This window comes from Enterobacteriaceae endosymbiont of Plateumaris pusilla (assembly GCF_012562765.1).
In the GTDB taxonomy this organism is placed as follows: Bacteria; Pseudomonadota; Gammaproteobacteria; order Enterobacterales; family Enterobacteriaceae.
The window spans coordinates 322,634-346,798 of the sequence record NZ_CP046226.1; the positions used below are offsets into that span (position 1 = coordinate 322,634).

The window sequence follows — 24,165 nt, forward strand, 5'->3', positions numbered from 1 at the left end:
TTGTTACAATTATTAGTATAATTGATTTTTAATTATAAATAAAATTTATTCACATTTTGCAGCTTTAAAAGCTTCAGTCATAGCATTAGCAAAAACAGATTTATCTTTATCTTTTTTTGAAATATTATTTTCTATTTCTTTAATTTTTATAGAAAGATTTACTAATCTATTTTTTCTATCAATATTAATTATTTTACCTTCAATATTGTTTGATACTTTAAAATGTTTAATAAAATTTTCAATTTTACAATTTATTTGATCAGATAATTTTATATTACCTAAAATTCCATCTGTAAATTTTATAAATATTGTTTTAGGGTCAATACTAATAATATTACCAGTAACAATACTTCCTTTTTTTTGAGCTATAATATAATTATTTAATGGATCTTCAATTAATTGTTTAATTCCTAAAGATATTCTTTCTCTTTCAGAATCTACTTGAAGAACTATAGCTGTAATTTCATCTCCTTTTTTATAATTACGTACTTCTTCTTCACCATTATTAACCCAAGATAGATCTGATAAATGGACTAAACCATCAATACCTCCACTTAAACCAATAAAAATACCAAAATCTGTTATAGACTTTATTTTACCTTTTACTTTATCACCTTTATTATGATTTTCTGAAAATTTTAACCATGGATTAATAGTACATTGTTTTAGTCCTAAAGAAATTCTTCTTCTTTCTTCATCAATATCTAATACCATAACTTCTACTTTATCATTAATTTTTACTACTTTTGAAGGGTGAATATTTTTATTAGTCCAGTCCATTTCAGATATATGTACTAATCCTTCTATTCCTTCTGCTATTTCAACAAAACATCCATAATCTGTTAAATTAGTTACTCGTCCTATTACTTTTTGATTTTCAGGATAACGTTTAGTAATAGATATCCATGGATCTTCTCCTAATTGTTTTAAACCTAATGAAACTCTAGTTTTTTCTTTATCAAATTTTAATACTTTAACAAAAATTTCTTCTCCTATATTAACAATTTCACTAGGATGCTTTACTCTTTTCCATGCCATATCTGTAATATGTAATAATCCATCAACTCCACCTAAATCAACAAAAGCTCCATAATCAGTAAGATTTTTAACTAAACCTTTAATTTTTATGCCTTCATGTAAGGTATTTAATAATTGATTTCTTTCAGCACTATTTTCAGATTCTATTACTGCTTTTCTAGAAACAACTACATTATTACGTTTTTGATCTAATTTAATAACTTTAAAATCTAAATCTTTTCCTTCTAAATGAAAAGTATCTCTTATTGGTCTAATATCTACTAAAGAACCAGGTAAAAAAGCTCTAATTCCATTTAAATCTACAGTAAAACCTCCTTTAACTTTACCGGTAATAATACCAGTAATATTAGTAGTATTACTATATGATTTTTCTAATATTAACCATGCTTCATGTCTTTTAGCTTTTTCTCTAGATAATATTGTTTCTCCAAATCCATTTTCTATGGTATCTAGTGCAACATCTACTTTATCTCCTACTTTAATTTCAATAATTCCTTGAGAATTTTTAAATTGTTCTATAGGAATAGAAGATTCTGATTTTAAACCTGCATCTACTAATACAATATCTTTTTCAATAGAAATTACAACTCCAGTAATTATAGAACCTATATTAATAATATTATCTTTTAAAGATTGTTCAAATAATTGAGAAAAACATTCAGTCATATTGATAACTTCGAATACATTAAATAAATATCAACTTAAATCCTTTAAGTATTATTTTTTTAAAAAACTCATATAATCCATATTATGAGAATTTAATTAAAATTATAATAAAAATTATAAATATAATTTTTATTAAATTTTAAATTTAATATTTTAAATATATTAAAAAATACAAATAATTAATTTAAATTTAACATCAATAATATTTTACTGCAACTATACATAAAATTATTAATTTATACAAAATTAATTTTATTTTTTAAATTTATAATTAACTTAAAATTATTATTTAATAATAACTAATTTTTTTTAATTCTCTAAAATAATTCGGATATGTTTTTCTAATACAATTAGGATTTATAATATGTACTAATTTATTAGATAAAGATAGTAATGAAAAACACATTGCCATTCTATGATCATTATAAGTTTCAATAATAGTACTTTTTATATCTTTAGGTGGAGTAATAATAATATAATCTTTTCCCTCTATTATATAAGCTCCAGTTTTACGTAATTCATTAACCATTGCTGTTATACGATCAGTTTCTTTAACACGCCAATTATAAATATTTTTAATAATAGTTGTACCTTTAGCAAATAAACTAGTTACTGCTATAGTCATTGCAGTATCAGGAATATGATTCATATCCATATTAATAGAATTTAATTTATTACGAGAGCAAGAAATATAATTTTGTCCATTATATACTTTTGCTCCCATACTACTTAATACATTAATAAATTTAATATCTCCTTGAATACTATTTTTATTAATATTAATTAATTTAATTGTTCCTCCTTTAATAGCAGCAGCAGCTAAAAAATAAGAAGCAGATGATGCATCACCTTCAATTATATATTCTCCTGGAGAAGAATAATTTTGATTTCCGAGAATAATAAAATTAGAATAATTATTATTATATATATTTACACCAAATACATTCATTAATTTAATTGTTATATCAATATATGGTTGAGAAACTAATTTTTCTTTTATAAAAATTGAAGTATTCATTTTTAATAAAGGACAAATTATTAATAATGAAGTTAAAAATTGACTAGATATAGATCCCTCTATTTTAATATTATTTATTCCTGTAAATCCTCCTTTTAAACGAATAGGTGGATAATTTTTATTATTTAAGTATTCTATTTTAGCACCACCACTACGTAAAGCATCTACAAGATGACCAATAGGTCTTTCTAACATACGTGGTTCGCCAGTTAATATAATATCACAATTATTATTTAAAGATAAAAGTGCAGTTAATGGTCTTATAACGGTTCCAGCATTACCTAAAAATAATTTTAATTTTTTTTTATGCTGAAAAAATTTACTATTACCTATAATATCACAAACAGTATTATTATTTGATAAAGTATATTTAATACCTAATGCTTTTAAAGCATTAAGCATATGAGTAATATCATCACTATTTAATAAATTAATTAATTTAGTTTTTCCTTTTGATAAAGCAGATAGTAATAATACTCTATTAGAAATACTTTTAGATCCTGGTAATTTAATACAACCATTAATTTTATTAATAGGTTTTAAAGTTAAAATATTTTTCATAACAAATAATTTTATTTATATAATAATATTATTAATAATATCATTTATATATATAATTTTTCAAAACTATTCATAAATTTTACTAAAGTTTGTATTCCTTCTATAGGCATAGCATTATATATTGAAGCTCTTATACCACCTAAAATACTATGTCCTTTAAGAAAATATAATCCCTGATTTTCTGCTTTTTTTAAAAATATATTTTCTATATTTTTTTTATTAATATTAAAAATAATATTAGTTAATGATCTATTTTTAATAGATACATTATTTATATAAATTTTACTATTATCTATAGTAGAATATAATAAATCAGCTTTTTTTTGATTAATTTTATTAATATATTTGATACCACCTTTTCTCTTTAACCATTTTAGAACTAAACTAGATAAATATAATGAAAATGTTGGGGGTGTATTAAACATTGAATTATTATCAGCAATAATTTTATAATTTAAAACAGATGGTAATTCTTTACGATAATTTTTTTTTATAATTAAATCATCTCTAATTATTATAATAGTTAAACCAGATGGACCAATATTTTTTTGAGTACTAGCATATATTATTCCATAACGTGATATATCAATTTTTTTAGTAAGTATAGTAGAAGATAAATCTGCAACAACAATTTTATTTTTAAAATTAGGTTCTTCGTTTATAGCAATTCCTTCTATAGTCTCATTAGCACAATAATGAATATATACTGATTCATTATTTAATAGCCATTCATTTATTGGTTTTATATATATAATATTATTAATTATTTTTTTAGTATTAATAATATTAGGTACACAATATTTTTTTGCTTCTTCTATTGCTTTATAAGACCAATATCCAATATTTGCATAATCAGCATTTTGATTATAATTTAATAAATTCATTGGAATAGCAGCAAATTGTGTTCTTGCTCCACCTTGACAAAATAATATTTTATATGTTTTAGGAACATTCATTAAAATACGTAAATTATTTTCAAATTCTTCAACTAAATTAATAAAATATTTACTTCTATGACTAATTTCCATAACTGAAAAATTTAAATTATTCCAATTAATTAATTCATTTTGTGCTTGTAATAATACTTCACGAGGAATCATTGATGGACCTGGACTAAAATTAAATATTTTTTTCATTAATAATATCCATAAAATTTAATTTTAAATTTATATAATAATATATATTGTGTATAAATAATATTTATTATTGAATATAAAATTATTTATAAAAATTCTTTTTTTAATATTTTAATATATTTTTAAGTATGTTTTTTTTTATGAGTATGAATAGACATTATAATACCAAAACTAGTTAAAATTACTATAAGAGATGATCCTCCATAACTAAATAAAGGTAAAGGTATACCTACAACGGGTAATAAACCACTAACCATACCAATATTAATAAAAATATAAAAAAATAATACTATTATTATACCGCTAATCATAATTTTTCCAAAAAAATATTCTGTTTTTAAAGCTAAAAATATTCCTCGTAATATTAATAACATATATAAAATCATTAATAATAATATTCCTGTAAATCCAAATTCTTCTGCCAAAACAGAAAATATAAAATCTGTAGATCTTTCAGGTAAAAATTTTAATTGATTTTGAGTTCCATTTAACCATCCTTTTCCAAATAATCCTCCTGATCCGATAGCTATTTTAGATTGAATAATATGATATCCTGCTTTTAAAGGATCATGTTCTGGATGAAATAACATAAAAATTCTTTCTTTTTGATAATCATGAATAAAAAATAACCATAATATGGGCATAATTAGTATTATTACTAATAAACTATTAAAAATTATTTTCCATGATATTCCTGATAAAAATAAAATAAATAATCCAGAAATATCGATTAAAACAGCAGTGCCTAAATCAGGTTCATTAATTATAAGAATTGTAGGAATAATAATAAAAATAATTGCTTTTAAATATGTTTTAATTGGCATAGGATAAATACTTTTACTTACTATTTTAGATATAACTAAAGGAATTGCTATTTTCATTATTTCCGATGGTTGAAATTTTATGAATCCTAAATCTAACCATCTTTGTGCTCCTTTACTACTATGTCCAGTTAAATAAACAATTATTAATAAAAAAATACAAATAAAATATAATATAAACGCCCATTGTTCAAAAAATTTTGGGGGAATTTGTGCAATTATTATCATTAAAATTAATCCAAATATTATTTGGATTAATCTATTTTTTAATACATAATCATTTGTTCCAGAAGCACTCCATAGAACTATAATACTCATAAATAGTATTAATATGATACATATAAATAACATTAGATCTATATGTAATTTTGAAATAAAAAATTTTTTAAATAAATTATTATTTTTCATATTTTGATATTTATTATTAAATTATTGTATTTTATAATCTTTTTTATGTAAGAAAATATAATCAAAAATTTTTCTCATAATATTTCCTATTAATAAACTATTATTATTTTCAATAATAATTACAATAGCTATTTGTGGATTTTCGTAAGGAGCAAAAGCTATTAGAAGTTTATGATCTCTTAAATTTTCTTTGATTAAATGAATATTATGTATGTTTTTATTCTTTAAATTAAAAACTTGTGCTGTACCAGATTTAGCAGCTATTTTATATTTTGAAGATGATAAACTTTTATAAGCAGTACCGTTACTATGATTTGCTACTCCATACATTCCAGTTTTTACTAAATACCAATATTTATAAGGAATATTATTAATTGAAGAATAATGTTTAGATTTAAAAGGATAATATTTATTATTTATTTTTATTTCTTTTAAAAGATGAGGTTGTTTTACGACTCCATTATTAATTAATATCATTAATGCTTTAAGCATTTGTATTGGTGTAGCATTCCAATAACTTTGTCCTATACCTACTGATATAGTATCTCCTTGACACCAAGAATCCTGTATATGATTTAATTTCCATTCTTGTGTTGGTAAATTACCTGATTTTTCATTAAATAAATCAATATCTGTTAATTTTCCATAACCAAATTTTTCCATCCAAAAATGTAATTTATTAATACCCATATTAAAAGCTATTTGATAAAAAAAAGTATCAGCTGATTCTTCTAATGACTTAATAATATTTAAATAACCATGACCGGTTTTTTTCCAATCTTTATAAGATGTATTATATTTTGGTATCTTCCACCATCCAGGATCAAAAATAATAGTATTTTCATCTATTAATTTTAATTTTAAAGCAGCTATAGATATATATGGTTTAACTGTTGATGCTGGAGGATATATTCCTTGAATAACACGATTAATTAGTGGTTTATTTTTATTATTTAATAAAATATTTAAATCTTTTTTAGTAATTCCATTTATGAATAAATTTGGATTAAAACTAGGAGTAGAAACCATAGCTAAAATACTACCATTTTTAGGATAACTAACAACAATAGCAGAACGTATATTATTAGGTATTAATGATGTAATATATTTTTGTAATTTAATATCTATAGTTAAAATAATATCACCACCTGAATACGGAAGTTTTTGAGATATTTGACGTATAATATGACCTGCATTATCTACTTCCATTTTTTTATATCCAGTAACTCCATGTAAAATATCTTCATAATATTTTTCAATACCTACTTTACCAATATTTTTTGTATTAATATAATTATTTTTTTTATGTTTTTTTATTAAATCTTGTAGATCTTCATTATTAATTTTTGATACATATCCAATAATATGAGCACATAACTTACCATAAGGATAAAATCTTTTTTGATAAGTTTTTAAAAAAATATTTGGAAATTTATATTTATTAAAAAAAAATTTTGATGTCTCTATATCACTTAAATGTAATTTTAAAGTTATTGGACGTAAATTATTTTTTTCAAATTTTTTTATAAATAAATTTATATCATTATTTGATAGATAAATTATAGATTGTAATTCTATTATTTGTTTTATAGTATTTTTAATATTAGAAGAAGGAATTATAGATAATTTATAATAAATCTTATTCATAGCTAATATTATTCCATTTCTATCATAAATTAATCCTCTTGTAGGTTCTAAAGGAAATAATTTGATATAATTTTTTTTAGATTTTTTTTGATAATAATTAAAATTATTTATTTGTAGATTATATAAATTAAATAATAAAATAAATAAAAGAATAATAATTATTATTAATGATATTATTATTCTTTTAAAAAAAATTTGGGATGCTTTTGAATTTTTTTGAAAATTTTTTAAATCTAAGTTCATTAGATAATTATTTCCTTTGTTGTTAATAAAAATTAAATATTTTATATTTATATATATTTTAAGAAAGTAATAAAATTAATTTTTCCAAATCTATCCAAAAGTATTTTTTTATATAATCATGAATTAAAAAACTTTTTATATTTATTTCTATTTCTAATAATAATTTAATTGATAGATATAATTGATTATAAGTAATTTTTTTTAATAAATTAATTAAAATCATATATTTATTTTTAGGTATTAAAAATTTTTCTAATAATAAATAAAAATTATTTTTATTTATATTTCTTTTTAATTTTAAAAGGATAAAAATATTATCTGTTATTTTATTTAATATTAAAAAAGGATTTATTTCTTCATGTTTCATTTTTATTATTATATTAATACTATGTTGTTTTTCTCCTAATAATATAGAATCAATTAAATCATAACATTTTATAAATAAAAAATTATTTGTGATATTTAAAATAATTTTTGAATTAATATTATTTTTTTTAGGATATAATACAGATATATCTTTAATAGTTTGATATAAAAATGTTAAATTATCTTCATATAAATAACATAGTAATTTACAATTATAATCATCTAATAATATATTTAATTTTTTAATTTTAAGATTAATCCAATGAATTAATTGTATATTATTTAATTTATTACATATAACTAATAAAAATAATTTAATATTAATTATTTTAAAAATAAAATTTGAAGTAATAGCAATATTTGTATGAATTTCTAAAATAAGTATAATATCAATATTAATAATTTTAAAAAGATAATTTATTTTTTCTTTAAATTTAACAAATATTTTTTTATTAAGAAAAATAAGATTAATTATTTTTTTTTTATAAAAAAAATTTTTTTCTAAAAATTTTCTAAAAATTAAATTCCATTCAATTTTATTATCTATAATTATAGAATTATATTCTATAAAATTTAATATTTTTACTTGATTACGTAAATTAATAATTGTTTTTTTTATAAATAAAGGTTCATTACCAATTATTATATAGCAATTATATATATTTTTATAAATATTAATATTTGTATTTTTTATTAAAATTTGATTCATAAAAAATATTATTCATATGATTAAATCATAAATTACATAATTTTAATTATATTAATAATATCATTAATAAAAAAATTTGACAAAAATATTATAAAATTTTTTATTATTCAGTAACTATATTAAAAATTTTATTTGGTATATATATAGTTTTAATTATATTATAATTTAATATTAATTTTGATATTTTATCATTATTAAATATATATTTTTTAATATTATTTTTAGAATTTTGATAAATATATGGGATTTTTATAATATATTTTTTTTTCCCATTAAGTTGTACAATAATATTTAACAATTTTTTTATATTTAGTTGAGTATTAATAATTACAGGCCATTTTTCATAATCAATGTTATTTTTATTACCCATATATTTCCATAATACAAAACAAAAATGTGGTGTAAATGGATATAACATTTTAATAATAACTATTAATGCATCATGAATAATAACATAATCTTTTATATCAGAAATTTTATATTTAATTACTTTATTTGTTAATAACATTATTGATGCGATTGCTGTATTAAAAACTTGTCTTCTTTCAATATCATCTGATACTTTAATTATTATTTTATTTATATATTCTTGTAATAATGTTTGTTTTATATTCATTTGTAAATATATTTTTTCTTTATTAATATTTTTAATATAATAATTAGATTTATTATGTTGATAAATAAATTTCCATATTTTTTTTAAAAATCTTAACATTCCTTTAATTCCAGATTCTTTCCATTCTAAAGATAAATGAGGAGGAGCAGCAAACATTATAAAAAGTCGTAAAACATCAGCACCATATTTTTTTATTATATTTTCTGGGTCTACTCCATTATTTTTTGATTTAGACATTTTTATCATGCCATTATATATTAATTTTATACCTGTATTATCTTCAACATCAATAATATTATTATTTTTATCTCTTTTTTTTATAATAACATTTTCAGGTGATATCCAATGATATTTATTATTTTTATCTATATAATAAAATGAATCAGCTAAAACCATACCTTGACATAATAAATTTTTTACTGGTTCATCAGTATCTAATAAGTTAAAATCTCTCATTAATTTATGAAAAAATCTAAAATACATTAAATGCATAGTAGCATGTTCTATACCACCTATATATTGATCAACAGGTAACCAATATTTTGCAGAAGATTTATTTATCATTGATTTATTGTATTTAGGACAGGTATATCTTGCATAATACCAAGAAGATTCTATAAAAGTATCAAAAGTATCAGTTTCTCTAATACCCTTTAAACCATTAAAATTATATTTAAACCAATCTAAATTATTATTAATTTTAGTACTATAATTATCTTCTATATTTTGACTAAATATTTTACTAGGAAATGATATTGGTAAGTCTTTTTCTGTTAAAGGAATAATTTTTTTATTATTTAATATAATTACTGGTATAGGTGTACCCCACAAACGTTGTCTTGAAATACTCCAATCTTTTAAACGATAATATTTTTTTTTTTTTGCTATACCTTTTTTAATTAAATTATTAATAAATAATTGAATATTATTTTTATTAATTAAAAAATTTATATTTTGATCTAATATAATAGGTATATTATATTTTTGGGTAAATATATAATCTTCTTTATTATGTGTAGGAAGTCCAATACTTACTTGAATGTCATAATCATTATAAATTTTATTAACTATAAAGATAGGAATTTTTTTTTTTGTTATTGTATCAACAGCAAATAATTCACTATTAATACATAATTCTTTAACAGAATTCATTTCTAATAATAAATTAGATGATTTTATAAAATTATTAATTTTACTATTTAAATAGGAAAGTTTTATACATATAGGATGATTAAATAATATTTTTATAAAACAAATATCAGTATAAAAATCAATATTTTCTATAAAAACTTTTATTTTATAATTATTATTAAAAATATAAAAATTTACTTCTAAACCTTCTATTTTACCTATCCAATTAATTTGCATAGTTTTAACTTTTTTAGGCCAACCATTTAATTTTTTTAATGAATTTAATAATTCTTCAGCATAATTAGTTATTTTAAGAAACCATTGAGAAATAGATTTTTTTATCACAATACTATTACATCTCCAACAACAATTATTATGAACTTGTTCATTTGCTAGTACAGTTTGATCATTTGGACACCAATTTACAGATGAAATCTTTTTATAAACTAATCCATGATTATATAATTTTAAGAAAAACCATTGTTCCCAACGATAATAATCAGAATGACAAGTAGTTATTTCTCTATTCCAATCAAAACTAAAACCTAATAATTTTAATTGTTTTCTCATATAATAAATATTATTTTTAGTCCATATATCTGGTCTTACATTATTATTTATTGCTGCTATTTCAGCAGGTAATCCAAAAGCATCCCAACCAATAGGATGTAAAACATTTTTACCTAACATACGTTGATATCTCGCAATTACATCTCCAATTGTATAATTACGTACATGTCCCATATGTAATTTTCCTGAAGGATAAGGTAACATAGAAAGACAATAAAATTTTTTTTTATTTTTATCTTCAGTAACTTGAAATGTTTTATTTATTTCCCATTCTTTTTGTACATATAATTCTATTTCTTTAGGTAAATATTCTTTTTTCATATTTATATATACTTTTTTATTTTATTTATAAAATTTATAATATTATATTAGAATAATATAATTAAATATCATTTATAATTTGTAGATATATGTAGTTAAATAATGTTTATTTAGTTTTTTAAAACTTAAAAATTATTTAAAAAATACTTTTATTTTAATTTTTTAATAAACTTTAAGTTAATTTAAATATTTTCATATTTATGAATAATAATTTTAAATTTTAATTTAAATATAGATCTTATAAAATATAGTTAATTATAAGGATTAGAATATCCAAGAATATTAAGTAATTTAATTTCTTCTAGTTGCATAATTTTTTTGTCATTATCGTAAATATGATCAAATTTTAATAAATGTAAACTTGAATGTATAATCATATGAGCCCAATATTCTTCTATTTTTTTATTATATATTAAAGCTTCATATTCAATAACTTCTTTACATAATATAATGTCTCCTAAAAGAAATTTTTTAAAAAAATGATCTTCATAAGAAAAACATAAAACATTAGTTACTTTATTAATATTTAAAAATTTTGTATTAAGATTTTGTATGATTTTTTTTTCTACAACACAAATATTTATTACAAATTTTTTTTTATAACTATGAAAAATAGTATTTAACCAATTATATAAAATATTTTTCATAGGTAAATTATTATAATTTTTACAATAATTATTGTAATTTAATGTAATTTTTATCATATATTATTTATTAATAAATTTTAATTTAAAATTATATAAATATTTTTAATTAATATTAATTATTACTTATAGAAATAAATTTACCATGTAATGAATATAAATAAAAAGCAGTAATTTTTATATTAACTAATTTTCCAATATAATTATATTTATTTTGAAAAAAAACAACCCTATTATTTTCTGTTCTACCATAAAAAAATTGTTTATTCTGAGGAGATATTCCTTCTACTAAAATAGTTTGTATAGTATTTAACATTTTTTTACTAAATTTTTTAGTTTGTTGTTTAATATAATATTGTAAGATATATAATCTTTGTTTTTTTTCATATTCACTAATATTATTATTATTTAATCTGCTTGCAGGTGTTCCAGGTCTAGGAGAATATATAAAACTAAAACTCATATCAAAATTAATATCTAATATTAATGAAATAGTTTTATAAAAATCATTTTTTGTTTCTCCTGGAAAACCTACAATAAAATCTGAGCTAATTTGAATATTAGGTCTAATATTTTTTAATTTATTTATAATATTTTTATATTCAATAATATTATATCTTCTTTTCATTAACGATAAAATTTTATTAGAACCACTTTGTACAGGTAAGTGAACGAAACTAACTAATTGAGGTAATTTTTTATAAGTTTCAATTAATTCATCTGAAAAATTTTGTGGATGACTAGTAGTAAATCTAATTCTTTTAATATTTTTAATTTTAGAAATCATTTTTAATAAAACTGAAAAACTATAAATTTTACCTTGTAAATCTACATATTTATAAGCATTAACATTTTGTCCTAATAAATGAACTTCTCTAACTCCTTGCATAGATAAAATTTTTATTTCAGAAATAATATCTTGATAAGGTCTACTAATTTCTTTTCCTCTTGTATATGGTACTATACAATAAGTACAATATTTATTACAACCTTCTATTATAGAAATAAATTCACTAATATTTTTTTTTTGTGGTAATGGAAAATAATTAAATTTTTCTATTTTTGGAAAACTAATATCAATTAAATACTTTTTAAATTTTCGAACTTTATTAATCATCATAGGAATTCTATGTAAAGTTTGTGGTCCAAAAATAATATCTACATGATTAGCTCTATTTAATATTCTTTTACCTTCTTGTGCTGCAACACATCCTCCAACCCCAATAATTATATTAGGATCTAATTTTTTAAATTTTTTCCATCTACCTAATTGATGAAATAATTTTTCTTGTGCTTTTTCTCTAATAGAACATGTATTTAATATAATTATATTAGCATTTTCTATAGAATCTGTAATTTTACAGTTTAATTCTTTTTGCATTAAATCGGCTATCTTAGATGAATCATATTCATTCATTTGACAGCCCCAAGTTTTAATATATAATTTATTATTTAACATAATAATCTATTATTCATCATTAAATTTATTAAATATAAATAATATTAGTTAATGTATAACTAACTGGGGTACCTGGATTTGAACCAGGGATGCCGGTATCAAAAACCGGTGCCTTAACCTCTTGGCTATACCCCAAAATTTTTTATATATAAATATAAAAAATTTGCGGAAGACGAGATTTGAACTCGTATATTATAAATAATGCCAGAACCTAAATCTGGTGCGTCTTCCAATTCCGCCACTTCCGCCAAATTTTTCATAGCTACGATGGGAATTGAACCCATGACCTCAGCGTTATGAGTGCTGTGCTCTAACCATCTGAGCTACGTAGCTAAAATTTATTTCTTTGTAAATATATTATGTAAATATAAAATTAGAACGTCAACTATTTTATTACTTAAAATGAATATTTTTATTAATTATATTATAAAAAAACGGTATATAAATCAATGTATAAAAAAAATAATACTTATAAAAATAATTTTATTTATCAAATTATTAATAATGATTTAAAAAATAAAAAATATAATTTAATATATACAAGATTTCCACCTGAACCTAATGGTTATTTACATATTGGACATATTAAATCTATATTTCTTAATTTTAAAATTGCAAAAGATTTTAATGGTAAATGTAATTTAAGAATTGATGATACTAATCCTGTTAAAGAAAATATTGAATATATAAAATCTATAAAAAGAGATTTAATTTGGTTAGGTTTTAAATGGTCAGATAATATTAAATATTCATCAGATTATTTTTGTCAATTATATGAATATGCTTTAGAATTAATTAATAAAGGTTTAGCATATGTTGATGAATTAAATATAGAAGAAATTCGTCATTTTAGAGGAACTTTATTAATTCCTGGTAAAAATAGTCCATATAGAAATCGTAGTATACAAGAAAATTTAAAATTATTTGAAAAAATGAAATCAGGTGAATTTTCTGAAGGAAGTGTATCTTTAAGAGCTAAAATAAATATGCAATCTAAAATTATTCTTTTACGAGATCCTGTTTTATATAGAATTAAGTTTGTAAAACATCATCAAACAGGAAATAAATGGTGTATATATCCTATGTATGATTTTGCTCATTGTATTGCAGATGCTATTGAAGGAATTACACATTCTTTATGTACATTAGAATTTCAAGATAATAGATTATTATATAATTGGATACTTAAAAATATAAGTATAAATCATTATCCAAAACAATATGAATTTTCTAGGTTAAATATTGAGTATTCTGTATTATCTAAAAGAAAAATGAATTTATTAGTTAATAATAAAATCGTAAATGGATGGGATGATCCTAGAATGTTAACAATTTCAGGATTACGAAGAAGAGGTTATTCTGCATCATCTTTAAAAGAATTTTGTTCTCGTATAGGTGTTACAAAACAAAATAATATGATAGAGATGGTATCTCTTGAATCATGTATTAGAAATGAATTAAATAAAAATGCTCATAGGATAATGGCTGTATTAAAACCTTTAAAAATAATTATTACAAATTTCCCTATTACAAAAGAAAAAATTAAAATTATTGCTCCTAATCATCCTAATGATAATACTATGGGATTTAGAGATATTTTTTTTACTAAAGAAATATATATAAATAAATTAGATTTTATTGAAAATAATATAAATAATAGTAAAAAACTTTCTTTAGGAAAAGAAATACGTTTAAGATATGCTTTTGTAATTAAAGCAGAAAAAATTTTAAAAAATAATAAAGGAAAAATTATTTGTATATATTGTACTTATGATCCTAATACATTAGGTAAAAAAGTAAGTAAAAATAGAAATGTAAAAGGAGTTATTCATTGGTTATCAATTTCTTATTCTATTCCTGCTATTTTTCGTATATATAATAATTTATTTATAAAAAAAAATATTGATAATATCAATAATATCGATAATATCTTTTCTTTTTTAAATAACAAATCATTATTAATATATAATGGTTTTATTGAAAAAAATGTTTTAGATAAAAAAAATAAATCTTTTCAGTTTGAAAGAGAAGGTTATTTTTGTTTAGATAAAAAAGATTCTAATAAACAAATGTTGTTTTTTAATCAAATAACATCATTAAAAACAAATTTTAAATAATTATAATTATTAAAAAATCAATTATATTAAATAATATAATTGATTTTTTTCAAAAAAATAAATTAAATTTCTTTAGATATTTGTTTAACCCATTTTTTAATACGTAAAGAAGTTAAATGAGATTGTCTATCTTCATCTATAGTTAATCCTAAAAAATAATCTTTATTTTTTAAACTTTTAGTGCACGTAAAATTATATCCTAAAGTAGGCCAATATCCTATTATTGTAGCTTTATTTTTTTTAACAATTTTATAAATTAAACTAATTGCATCACAAAAATAATCTCCATAATCTTCTTGATCTCCACATCCAAATAAAGCTACAATTTTATTTTTAAAATTAATTTTTTTTAAGATAGGAAAAAAATCTTCCCAATCACATTGAGCTTCACCATAATACCAAGTAGATATACCAAATAATAATATTGGAAAATTTTCAATATCTTGTTTACTACTTTTAGAAATATCAAAAATATTAGTAATGTTAGTACCTAATTCTTTTCTAATATTCAATGCAACATTTTCTGTATTTCCTGTATCACTACCAAAAAAAATACCTATTTTAGACATATTAATCATTATCCTTTAATAATTTTATTTTAAACAAAAATTAAATATTTGATTTATAACTATATTAGTTTCTTCAATATGTAAAAAATGACCTGCAGGAATATTATATATTCTTGCTAATGGAAATTGATTAAATAAATCTTTATAGTGAAAAATATTAATATAAGAAGATTTTTCTCCTTTTAAAAATAATGATTCTCCTGACCATGTAGGTATAGTTTCCCACGATAATATTTTATTATATTCATTATTTAATATAGGTAAATTAAACTGCCATTTACCATTAAAAAATGAATTTAAAAAATATTTTATTATATATTTTTTTGTTATATAAAAACTCATTATTTCAAAAGCCTTTTTTTTAGTCATTATTTTTAATTTATTTATTTTTTTTAATATAAAAAAAATATTTTTATTATTATAAAAATAATTAACAGGAGCTATATCAAGAATAATAATTTTTTTTATAAAATTAGGAATAAATTTAGTTAAAGTCATAGCAATTTTTCCACCCATAGAATGTCCTATAATAATAATATTATTTTTAATACTAATATAATTTAGTGTATCTAATATATCTTGAGCCATAATTGTATAGTTCATAATATTATTTTTTGGAGATAAACCATGATTTCTTACATTAATTTCAATAATTTTACATTGTAATTTTTGATTTAAGATTTTTGCAATATAATGTAAACTATATGTATTACCAAATAAACCATGAATTGTAATAATTGTTATATTATTTTTTTGATAAAAATTTTTTATAGGAATAATAGAGTAATTTAAAATCATATTATAATTTATTATATTTAAATAAAAATTTTAAAAATATATAAGATATGTTAAAATATATAATATTTAAAAAAAATATATATTTATTATTAATATAATAAATATATGAAACGATATTTTTTATGAAAAATATAAATCCTACAAAAACTATTTCTTGGAAAATATTAACAGAACATTTTCAAGATATGAAAAAAATAACATTAATTGATTTATTTAATGAAGATAAAGAGAGATTTTCTAAATTTTCTATTAATTTTGAAAATGAAATTCTTTTTGATTTTTCAAAAAATATAATTAATGAAAAAACAATTAATAATTTAATTAATTTAGCTAAAGAAATTGATTATAATCATGCTATTAATTCTATGTTTTATGGCAAAGATATTAATATAACAGAAAAAAGACCAGTTTTACATACTGCATTACGTAATCAATATAGTACAAGTACTTTTTTAAATAACGAAAATATATATAATAATATTATTATTAATTTAAAAAAAATTAAAAAAATTTCGGATGATGTAATTTCAGGACAATGGAAAGGATATAAAAATAATATAATTAAAGATATTATAAATATAGGAATTGGAGGTTCTAATTTAGGTCCATTAATGGTTACAGAAGCATTAAAACCTTATAAAAATCATTTAAATTTACATTTTATATCGAATATTGATAGTACTCAATTAGTAGATGTTTTGAAAAAAATTAAACCTGAAAATAGTTTATTTATTATTTCTTCTAAAACTTTTACAACTCAAGAAACTATTTCTAATGCAAAAAGTATAAAAGAATGGTTCATAGAAAATACCTCTTATATAGATTTTAATAATAATATATCAAAACATTTTATTGCTATAACTAATAATATTAATTCTGCTCAAAAATTTGGAATAAATAAAGATAATATTTTACCATTGTCAGATTGGATAGGAGGTCGTTTTTCTTTATGGTCATCTATAGGTTTACCAATATCATTATCTATTGGTTTTAATAATTTTAAAAAATTATTAAAAGGTGCTAATAAAATAGATAACCATTTTTTTTATAATCCTATTAGATATAATATACCTATTATTATGTCTTTAATAAGTATTTGGTATAATAATTTTTGGAAATCAGAAACAGAAGTAGTTATACCTTATGATCATTATATGAGATATTTTCCAAAATATTTACAACAATTAAATATGGAATCTAATGGTAAATCTATAGATAGAAATGGTGAAATTATAAATTATCAAACTAGTCCTATTATATGGGGTGATGTAGGAACTAATAGTCAACATTCATTTTTTCAAATGTTACATCAAGGAACAAAACTTATTCCATGTGATTTTATTGCTCCAGTAATTAGTCATAATTATTTAAATAATCATCATAATAAATTAATATCTAATTATATAGCCCAGACAAAAGTATTAGCATTTGGAAATCAAGATGATAATAATATTAAAAATAATATATATAAATTATGTATAGGTAATCATCCAAGTAATTCAATTTTTTTAAGAGAAATAACACCCTATAATTTAGGATCATTAATCGCTTTATATGAACATAAAATTTTTATGCAAGGTGTAATCTTAAATATTTTTTCTTTTGATCAATGGGGTGTTGAATTAGGTAAAAAAATGGCTAATATTTTAATATCAGATTTAAATAATTCTACAAAATCAACTAATTATGATGAATCAACTAACGGACTAATAAATTTTTATAAATTATTTAATACATTAAAATAATATCTATCAAATTTAATATTAATAAAATATTTTTAAATAAAATATTAAATATTTTAACTATTAAATGATTTAATATTTATTATTTTATTTAAAATTCTTATTTTTTTAAAATTTTTTAAAATATTTTTCTTTATTATTTTAGATAATTCAATAGTAGAATATAAAGGAAATAATTTTATATTACCAATATAATGACTATTAATTTCTCCTTCATTAATTATAGCGCCAACAATATGACGAATTTCAACACCATCTTTTTTACCAATATTAATACTATATAATTCCATATCTTTATTTTTATAATTTTTTTTATAGTAATTATTTATATTTTTATTTTTTAATTTACTATTTAACTTAATAAATCTTGATTTTTTATAAAATGTTTTTTTAGGTATAAAAATAGGATCAGGAGGTAAAATTAAAGGTTTATGACCTTGAGCTATTTTTAATAAAGCTATTGATAATAATTCTGAATCTAAATTATTTTGATATTGCAATTTATTTAAAATTACTTTATATTTTTCTAAATCTTTAGATTTTAATTCCTTATTTATTTTAATTGAAAATTTTATTAATCTTTTTTCTGTTAATAATTTTGAATTAGGTAAAAATACTTCTGGAATATGTAATTTTATTTTTCTTTCAATATTTCTTAAAAATCTTTTTTCTCTATTTTCTACAAACATTAAGGCTTTACCGGTTCTTCCAGCACGTCCTGTTCTTCCTATACGATGTACATAAGATTCTACATCTATTGGAATATCATAATTTATAACTAATGATATTCTTTCAACATCTAATCCTCTAGCAGCAATATCAGTAGCAATTAAAATATCTAAACTACCATTTTTAAATCTTTCTAAAGTTTGTTCTCTAACATTTTGATTCATATCTCCATTTAAAGCTGCACTATTATAACCAGATTGTTTTAATATTTCAGAAATTTCATTAGTTGCATGTTTAGTACGTACAAAAATTAATACTGCATCAAATTCTTCAGCTTCAAGAAATTTTTTAAGAGCATCTACTTTTCTTCCAAAAGAAGTCCAATAACTTTGGTTAATATTTGGTATTGTATTAATATTTGATGCAATTCTAACTTCATGAGGATTATTCATGAATCTTTTTGTAATATTTTTAATTTGTATTGGCATAGTAGCAGAAAATAATGCAATTTGATAACCTTTAGGTATTATAGATATAATATGTTCAACATCTTCAATAAAACCCATTCTTAACATTTCGTCTGCTTCATCTAAAACTAAACTTTTTAAGTTTAATAAATTAACAGTACCTCTTTTTATATGATCTAATAAACGTCCAGGAGTAGCAACAATTATTTGAGGACCTAATCTTAATCCTTTAAATTGAATACTATATGATTGTCCTCCATATAATACTAATACATTTACACCAATCATAAATTTACTAAACAAAGATATTGCTTTTGATACTTGCATTGCTAACTCTCTAGTAGGAGTTAAAATTAAAATTTGAGTATTTTTATTAGATATATTAATATTTTGTAATAATGGTAAAGAAAATGCTGCTGTTTTACCACTTCCAGTTTGTGCTATTCCTAATACATCTTTTTTAAGTAATAAAGGAGGAATACATTCTTTTTGTATAGGAGATGGTTTAATATATCCAATTTTATTTAATGCTTTTAAAAGATAATTATTTAAACCAAGTTTAGCAAAAGTAATTTCAACATTAGTCATGTAATACACATGCCTCTTAATTTTAGTGAAAAAAATTAAAATATAAATAATAATTATTTTTTAATTAATAGATAATGAATTATATTATAATAATTTTTATGAAATAAAATTTCACATAAATTAATTTTATTAATTATGTGTTTTATTAAAATTTAATAAAATTAAATTTAATTTTATTAAATTATATTTAACTAAATATTATTTAATAAAATTAAATTTAATTTGTAATTATGTTTTAAAAAAAATAAACATAATCACAAATACTTTAAATTATTTAAAATATAACTCAATAACCATTAATAATTATTTAATATTTATTAATTAAAATAATTAATTTTATTATTAAAAATAAACAAAAATATAAATACAATTTAATTTAAGAAAATTTATATTCAAAAATAAAATTAAAAATTATTTTATTATATAGTATAATTAGATTTTATTTTATGGCTGCTTTAATACTTAATCTTATACGTCCTTGTCTATCAATTTCCATCACTTTTACAAGAACTTTTTGTAGTAATTTTAAATAATCACTAACTTTATTTACATGTTTATTAGTAATTTGTGAAATATGAACTAATCCTTCTTTACCATTACCAATAGCAATAAAAGCACCAAAATCTACAATACGTACAACTTTTCCGTTATAAATTTTTCCTATTTCTATATCAGCTGTAATTTCTTTTATACGACGAATAGCAAATTTTATTTGTGAATTATTTTTAGCAGCTATTTTTATAATTCCAGTATCTTCAATTTCTATAATTGTATCAGTTTCTTCAGTTAAAGCTCTAATTACAGAACCACCTTTACCTATCATATCCTTAATTTTATCTGGATTAATCTTTAAAATATGGATTCTAGGAGCAAATTCTGATATATTTTTTTTGGGTATAGGAATAACTTGTTTCATAACTTCTAAAATATGTAATCTTGCTGATTTTGCTTTAATTAGTGATAACTTTATTATTTCATAAGTAATACCTGTAATTTTAATATCCATTTGTAATGCTGTAATTCCTATATTTGTTCCAGCAACTTTAAAATCCATATCACCTAAATGATCTTCATCACCTAATATATCAGATAATATTATAAAATTATTTTTATTTTTAATTAATCCCATAGATATACCAGCTACAGCATTTTTTATAGGAATTCCTGCATCCATCATTGCTAAAGAAGCACCACATACTGATGCCATAGAAGAAGATCCATTAGATTCTGTTATTTCTGATACAATTCTTATTGTATAAGGAAAATCTTCTATACTAGGCATAACTGGAATTATTGCTTTTTTAGCTAAATTTCCATGACCAATTTCACGTCTTTTAGGAGATCCTAAAATACCAATTTCACCTACAGCATATGAAGGAAAATTATAATGAAAAATAAAATTATTTGTTCTATCTCCTAATAAATCATCTAAAATTTGTGCGTCTCTTGTAGTTCCTAAAGTAGCAGTAACTAAAGATTGTGTTTCACCTCTTGTAAATAAAGCAGAACCATGTGTACGAGGTAATATTCCTGTACGTACATCTAAATTACGAATCATATCATAATCTCTTCCATCAATACGTAAATTATCATTAAATAATTTTTTTCTAACAATATTTTTTTCTAATTCATAAAAAATTTCATTAATTTGATTATTAGAAATATCATTATATTCTTGTTGTATTAATGTATTAATATGTAATTTAATAGAATTAATTTCATTAATTCTATTAATTTTTTCTTTAATATTATAAGCGTCATTTAAAGAATTTTTAGAAAGAAAAATGATTCGTTTTTTTACTTCTTCATTAAGTTTAATATATTGCCATTCAAAATTATTTTTTTCAAATTTATCTGTAAATTTTTGAATGTTATCTATTAAAATTTGTTGTTTATTATGACCAAATATTATTGCATTAAGTATTTGATCTTCATTTAATGAATTAGCTTGTGCTTCAATCATCAAAACTTCATTTTTAGTTCCAGTAACAACTAAATCTAATTGACTTTTTTTCATATCTTCTGTAGTAGGATTTAAAATATATTGATTATCAATATATCCAACTCTTGCACTACCAATAGGACCATTAAATGGAATACCAGACAAATTTAAAACAGTTGATGTACCAATAATAGCTACTATATCAGGATTAATAGATGTATTTACAGACATTACTGTTGCAGTAATTTGAATTTCATTTAAAAAACCTTTTGTAAATAAAGGTCTTATTGAACGATCAATTAAACGAGAAATTAATATTTCTCCTTCACTTTGTCTTCCTTCTCTACGAAAAAAATTACCTGGAATACGTCCTGCTGCATAGGACCTTTCTTGATAATTTACTGATAATGGAAAAAAAGTTTGATCTGGTTTTAAATATTTATCTACCATTAAAGTAACAAATACAGCTGTATCATCGATACTTACCATAACTGCTGATGTAGCTTGTTTCGCTATAATTCCTGTTTCAATAGTTACAATATTATTACCATATTGAAATCTACTAATAATTGGATTTAACAAAATAAATATCCTTAAATATAATTTTTATTGGAGATGTAAAATTTTTAATTTAAAAAAATATTAATAGTTTAAAAAATTATTTATTTTCTTATACCTAAATTTTCAATTAATAAGTTATAATTAATTAAATTCTTTTTTTTTAAAAAATTTAATAATTTTCTTCTATGTGATATCATTTTTAAAAGTCCACGACGACTATGATAATCTTTTTTATGAATTAAAAAATGTTTTTGTAAATGGTTAATTTTAAATGTTAATAAAGCTATTTGTATTTTTGTTGAACCTTTATCAGTATTATGAATTCTATGTTTTTGAATAATTTTTATTTTATTTTCTTTATTAAAATACATAACTTAACTCCATTAAATTATTTATTAATAATGTTAATATTAATTTTTCTGATTTATTAATTTATATTTTATTATATAACTTTTATTATCAGTTTTACAAACTCCTATAAAAATATGTTTATTATAAATACGAAAAGTATTATTAATAGTATTATTTATTTTTATTTTTTTACCATTTTTAAGATCATTAATTAAATTCATAGAAAATTGTAATTTTGGTAAAAAATTTAACATATAATCTGTAGGAAGTAATAATTTATCTAAAAATGAAATATTAAATAAATTATTTTTATAATTATTTATTAAATTTTGTAATTTTTCAATTGTAACAATATTTTTATTTAAAATAGATAAATGAGATATTTTAATTCTACGTAATTTTATTACATGTGCCCCACAATTTAATTTATCTCCTAAATTATCAATAATAGTACGAATATAAGTTCCTTTAGAACAATGTATTTTTAATTTAATTTTATCATTATTAAAATAAACTAATTGTAATTTATAAATTGTTACTTCTCTTTCATTTAATAATAAATTAATTCCTGCTCTAGCATATTTATAAAGAGGAATACCTTTAAATTTTATTGCAGAGTACATAGTTGGAATTTGTTTTATTTTTCCTCTAAATAAAGAGAGTATTCTATCTAATGTTTCTTTAGAAAAATTTATATTATTTTTTTTTATAAGAATACCATCTTTATCAGCAGTATTTGTTTTTTCACCTAAACGAGCTGTAACAATATATTTTTTATCTGAATTAATTAAGTAACTTGTAAATTTAGTTGTTTCTCCTAAACATATAGGAAGTAAACCACTAGCTAATGGATCTAAAGTTCCTGTATGTCCTGCTTTTTTAGCTTTATATATAAATTTAATATATTGAAGAATTTTATTTGATGTATATCCGATAGGTTTATCTAATAATAATAAACCATTAATATGTCGTTTATTTATAATTTTTCCTTATATTTTAATATATTA

The 24,165-nt window shown here is 19.7% G+C and carries 17 protein-coding genes and 3 tRNA genes; 2 read left to right on the plus strand and 18 right to left on the minus strand.

All coding sequences use genetic code 11. From position 1 onward, the window contains the following. Window positions 1-45: 45 nt before the first annotated feature. The 12 genes from rpsA to GJT83_RS01620 form a co-directional block, all read right to left on the minus strand. A complete protein-coding gene (rpsA, locus tag GJT83_RS01565) occupies window positions 46-1,704 on the minus strand; it encodes a 30S ribosomal protein S1 (protein ID WP_168892700.1) in 1,659 nt (552 codons plus the stop codon). Window positions 1,705-1,993: 289 nt separating this feature from the next. Next, the gene (gene aroA / locus GJT83_RS01570; protein ID WP_168892701.1) at window positions 1,994-3,283 is read right to left on the minus strand and encodes a 3-phosphoshikimate 1-carboxyvinyltransferase; all 1,290 of its coding nucleotides are present in this window, start codon (window positions 3,281-3,283) and stop codon (window positions 1,994-1,996) included. Window positions 3,284-3,327: 44 nt separating this feature from the next. Further along, on the minus strand, window positions 3,328-4,419 hold the full coding sequence (serC, locus tag GJT83_RS01575; protein ID WP_168892702.1) for a 3-phosphoserine/phosphohydroxythreonine transaminase: 1,092 nt from the start codon (window positions 4,417-4,419) through the stop codon (window positions 3,328-3,330). 122 nt (window positions 4,420-4,541) lie between these two features. Further along, window positions 4,542-5,648 (minus strand): rod shape-determining protein RodA, encoded by a 1,107-nt coding sequence (gene rodA, locus GJT83_RS01580; protein WP_168892703.1) that lies wholly within the window; start codon window positions 5,646-5,648, stop codon window positions 4,542-4,544. Between the two features lie 21 nt (window positions 5,649-5,669). Continuing rightward, complete coding sequence (gene mrdA / locus GJT83_RS01585) at window positions 5,670-7,538, minus strand: penicillin-binding protein 2 (protein ID WP_168892704.1); 1,869 nt, start codon at window positions 7,536-7,538, stop codon at window positions 5,670-5,672. A gap of 58 nt (window positions 7,539-7,596) precedes the next feature. After that, window positions 7,597-8,613 (minus strand): DNA polymerase III subunit delta, encoded by a 1,017-nt coding sequence (gene holA, locus GJT83_RS01590; RefSeq protein ID WP_168892705.1) that lies wholly within the window; start codon window positions 8,611-8,613, stop codon window positions 7,597-7,599. 103 nt (window positions 8,614-8,716) lie between these two features. Beyond that, entirely contained in the window at window positions 8,717-11,251 is a 2,535-nt protein-coding gene (gene leuS / locus GJT83_RS01595) for a leucine--tRNA ligase (RefSeq protein WP_168892706.1), read from the minus strand. Between the two features lie 251 nt (window positions 11,252-11,502). Further along, window positions 11,503-11,955 carry an rRNA maturation RNase YbeY gene (ybeY, locus tag GJT83_RS01600; protein ID WP_168892707.1) on the minus strand — a complete coding sequence of 151 codons (453 nt, stop codon included), beginning with the start codon at window positions 11,953-11,955 and terminating at the stop codon, window positions 11,503-11,505. 55 nt (window positions 11,956-12,010) lie between these two features. Further along, window positions 12,011-13,354, minus strand: a complete 1,344-nt coding sequence (gene miaB, locus GJT83_RS01605; RefSeq protein WP_168892708.1) for a tRNA (N6-isopentenyl adenosine(37)-C2)-methylthiotransferase MiaB — start codon at window positions 13,352-13,354, stop codon at window positions 12,011-12,013. 63 nt (window positions 13,355-13,417) lie between these two features. Next, window positions 13,418-13,489 (minus strand) — tRNA-Gln (locus GJT83_RS01610). 29 nt (window positions 13,490-13,518) lie between these two features. Next, window positions 13,519-13,602 (minus strand) — tRNA-Leu (locus GJT83_RS01615). An 11-nt stretch (window positions 13,603-13,613) separates the two neighbouring features. Next, a tRNA-Met gene (locus GJT83_RS01620) sits at window positions 13,614-13,687 on the minus strand. A 116-nt stretch (window positions 13,688-13,803) separates the two neighbouring features. Between GJT83_RS01620 and glnS the strand changes: the two genes are divergently transcribed. Then, the gene (gene glnS / locus GJT83_RS01625) at window positions 13,804-15,471 is read left to right on the plus strand and encodes a glutamine--tRNA ligase (RefSeq protein ID WP_168892709.1); all 1,668 of its coding nucleotides are present in this window, start codon (window positions 13,804-13,806) and stop codon (window positions 15,469-15,471) included. A 62-nt stretch (window positions 15,472-15,533) separates the two neighbouring features. On the opposite strand, the gene fldA is transcribed toward glnS, so the two are convergent. Together fldA and GJT83_RS01635 are read right to left on the minus strand one after the other, a co-directional pair. After that, window positions 15,534-16,040: a flavodoxin FldA gene (fldA, locus tag GJT83_RS01630; RefSeq protein WP_168892710.1), complete on the minus strand. Its 507-nt coding sequence runs from the start codon at window positions 16,038-16,040 to the stop codon at window positions 15,534-15,536. 24 nt (window positions 16,041-16,064) lie between these two features. Further along, window positions 16,065-16,838 carry an alpha/beta fold hydrolase gene (locus GJT83_RS01635; protein ID WP_168892711.1) on the minus strand — a complete coding sequence of 258 codons (774 nt, stop codon included), beginning with the start codon at window positions 16,836-16,838 and terminating at the stop codon, window positions 16,065-16,067. 122 nt (window positions 16,839-16,960) lie between these two features. Here GJT83_RS01635 and pgi point away from each other — a divergent pair, with 122 nt between their 5' ends. Then, window positions 16,961-18,583 carry a glucose-6-phosphate isomerase gene (gene pgi / locus GJT83_RS01640; RefSeq protein ID WP_168892712.1) on the plus strand — a complete coding sequence of 541 codons (1,623 nt, stop codon included), beginning with the start codon at window positions 16,961-16,963 and terminating at the stop codon, window positions 18,581-18,583. Between the two features lie 53 nt (window positions 18,584-18,636). Here pgi and GJT83_RS01645 read toward each other — a convergent pair whose 3' ends face one another. The 4 genes from GJT83_RS01645 to truB form a co-directional block, all read right to left on the minus strand. Continuing rightward, on the minus strand, window positions 18,637-20,304 hold the full coding sequence (locus tag GJT83_RS01645) for a DEAD/DEAH box helicase (protein WP_168892713.1): 1,668 nt from the start codon (window positions 20,302-20,304) through the stop codon (window positions 18,637-18,639). Window positions 20,305-20,743: 439 nt separating this feature from the next. Next, window positions 20,744-22,828, minus strand: a complete 2,085-nt coding sequence (pnp, locus tag GJT83_RS01650; RefSeq protein ID WP_168892714.1) for a polyribonucleotide nucleotidyltransferase — start codon at window positions 22,826-22,828, stop codon at window positions 20,744-20,746. An 80-nt stretch (window positions 22,829-22,908) separates the two neighbouring features. Further along, the gene (rpsO, locus tag GJT83_RS01655; protein ID WP_168892715.1) at window positions 22,909-23,178 is read right to left on the minus strand and encodes a 30S ribosomal protein S15; all 270 of its coding nucleotides are present in this window, start codon (window positions 23,176-23,178) and stop codon (window positions 22,909-22,911) included. Between the two features lie 39 nt (window positions 23,179-23,217). Next, a complete protein-coding gene (gene truB / locus GJT83_RS01660; protein WP_168892868.1) occupies window positions 23,218-24,141 on the minus strand; it encodes a tRNA pseudouridine(55) synthase TruB in 924 nt (307 codons plus the stop codon). Window positions 24,142-24,165: the final 24 nt, after the last annotated feature.

Coding starts and splice junctions, on each gene's coding strand:
- rpsA (WP_168892700.1), bottom strand. CDS start 1,704: ATGACTGAATGTTTTTCTCAATTATTTGAACAATCTTTAAAAGATAAT.
- aroA (WP_168892701.1), bottom strand. CDS start 3,283: ATGAAAAATATTTTAACTTTAAAACCTATTAATAAAATTAATGGTTGT.
- serC (WP_168892702.1), bottom strand. CDS start 4,419: ATGAAAAAAATATTTAATTTTAGTCCAGGTCCATCAATGATTCCTCGT.
- rodA (WP_168892703.1), bottom strand. CDS start 5,648: ATGAAAAATAATAATTTATTTAAAAAATTTTTTATTTCAAAATTACAT.
- mrdA (WP_168892704.1), bottom strand. CDS start 7,538: ATGAACTTAGATTTAAAAAATTTTCAAAAAAATTCAAAAGCATCCCAA.
- holA (WP_168892705.1), bottom strand. CDS start 8,613: ATGAATCAAATTTTAATAAAAAATACAAATATTAATATTTATAAAAAT.
- leuS (WP_168892706.1), bottom strand. CDS start 11,251: ATGAAAAAAGAATATTTACCTAAAGAAATAGAATTATATGTACAAAAA.
- ybeY (WP_168892707.1), bottom strand. CDS start 11,955: ATGATAAAAATTACATTAAATTACAATAATTATTGTAAAAATTATAAT.
- miaB (WP_168892708.1), bottom strand. CDS start 13,354: ATGTTAAATAATAAATTATATATTAAAACTTGGGGCTGTCAAATGAAT.
- glnS (WP_168892709.1), top strand. CDS start 13,804: ATGTATAAAAAAAATAATACTTATAAAAATAATTTTATTTATCAAATT.
- fldA (WP_168892710.1), bottom strand. CDS start 16,040: ATGTCTAAAATAGGTATTTTTTTTGGTAGTGATACAGGAAATACAGAA.
- GJT83_RS01635 (WP_168892711.1), bottom strand. CDS start 16,838: ATGATTTTAAATTACTCTATTATTCCTATAAAAAATTTTTATCAAAAA.
- pgi (WP_168892712.1), top strand. CDS start 16,961: ATGAAAAATATAAATCCTACAAAAACTATTTCTTGGAAAATATTAACA.
- GJT83_RS01645 (WP_168892713.1), bottom strand. CDS start 20,304: ATGACTAATGTTGAAATTACTTTTGCTAAACTTGGTTTAAATAATTAT.
- rpsO (WP_168892715.1), bottom strand. CDS start 23,178: ATGTATTTTAATAAAGAAAATAAAATAAAAATTATTCAAAAACATAGA.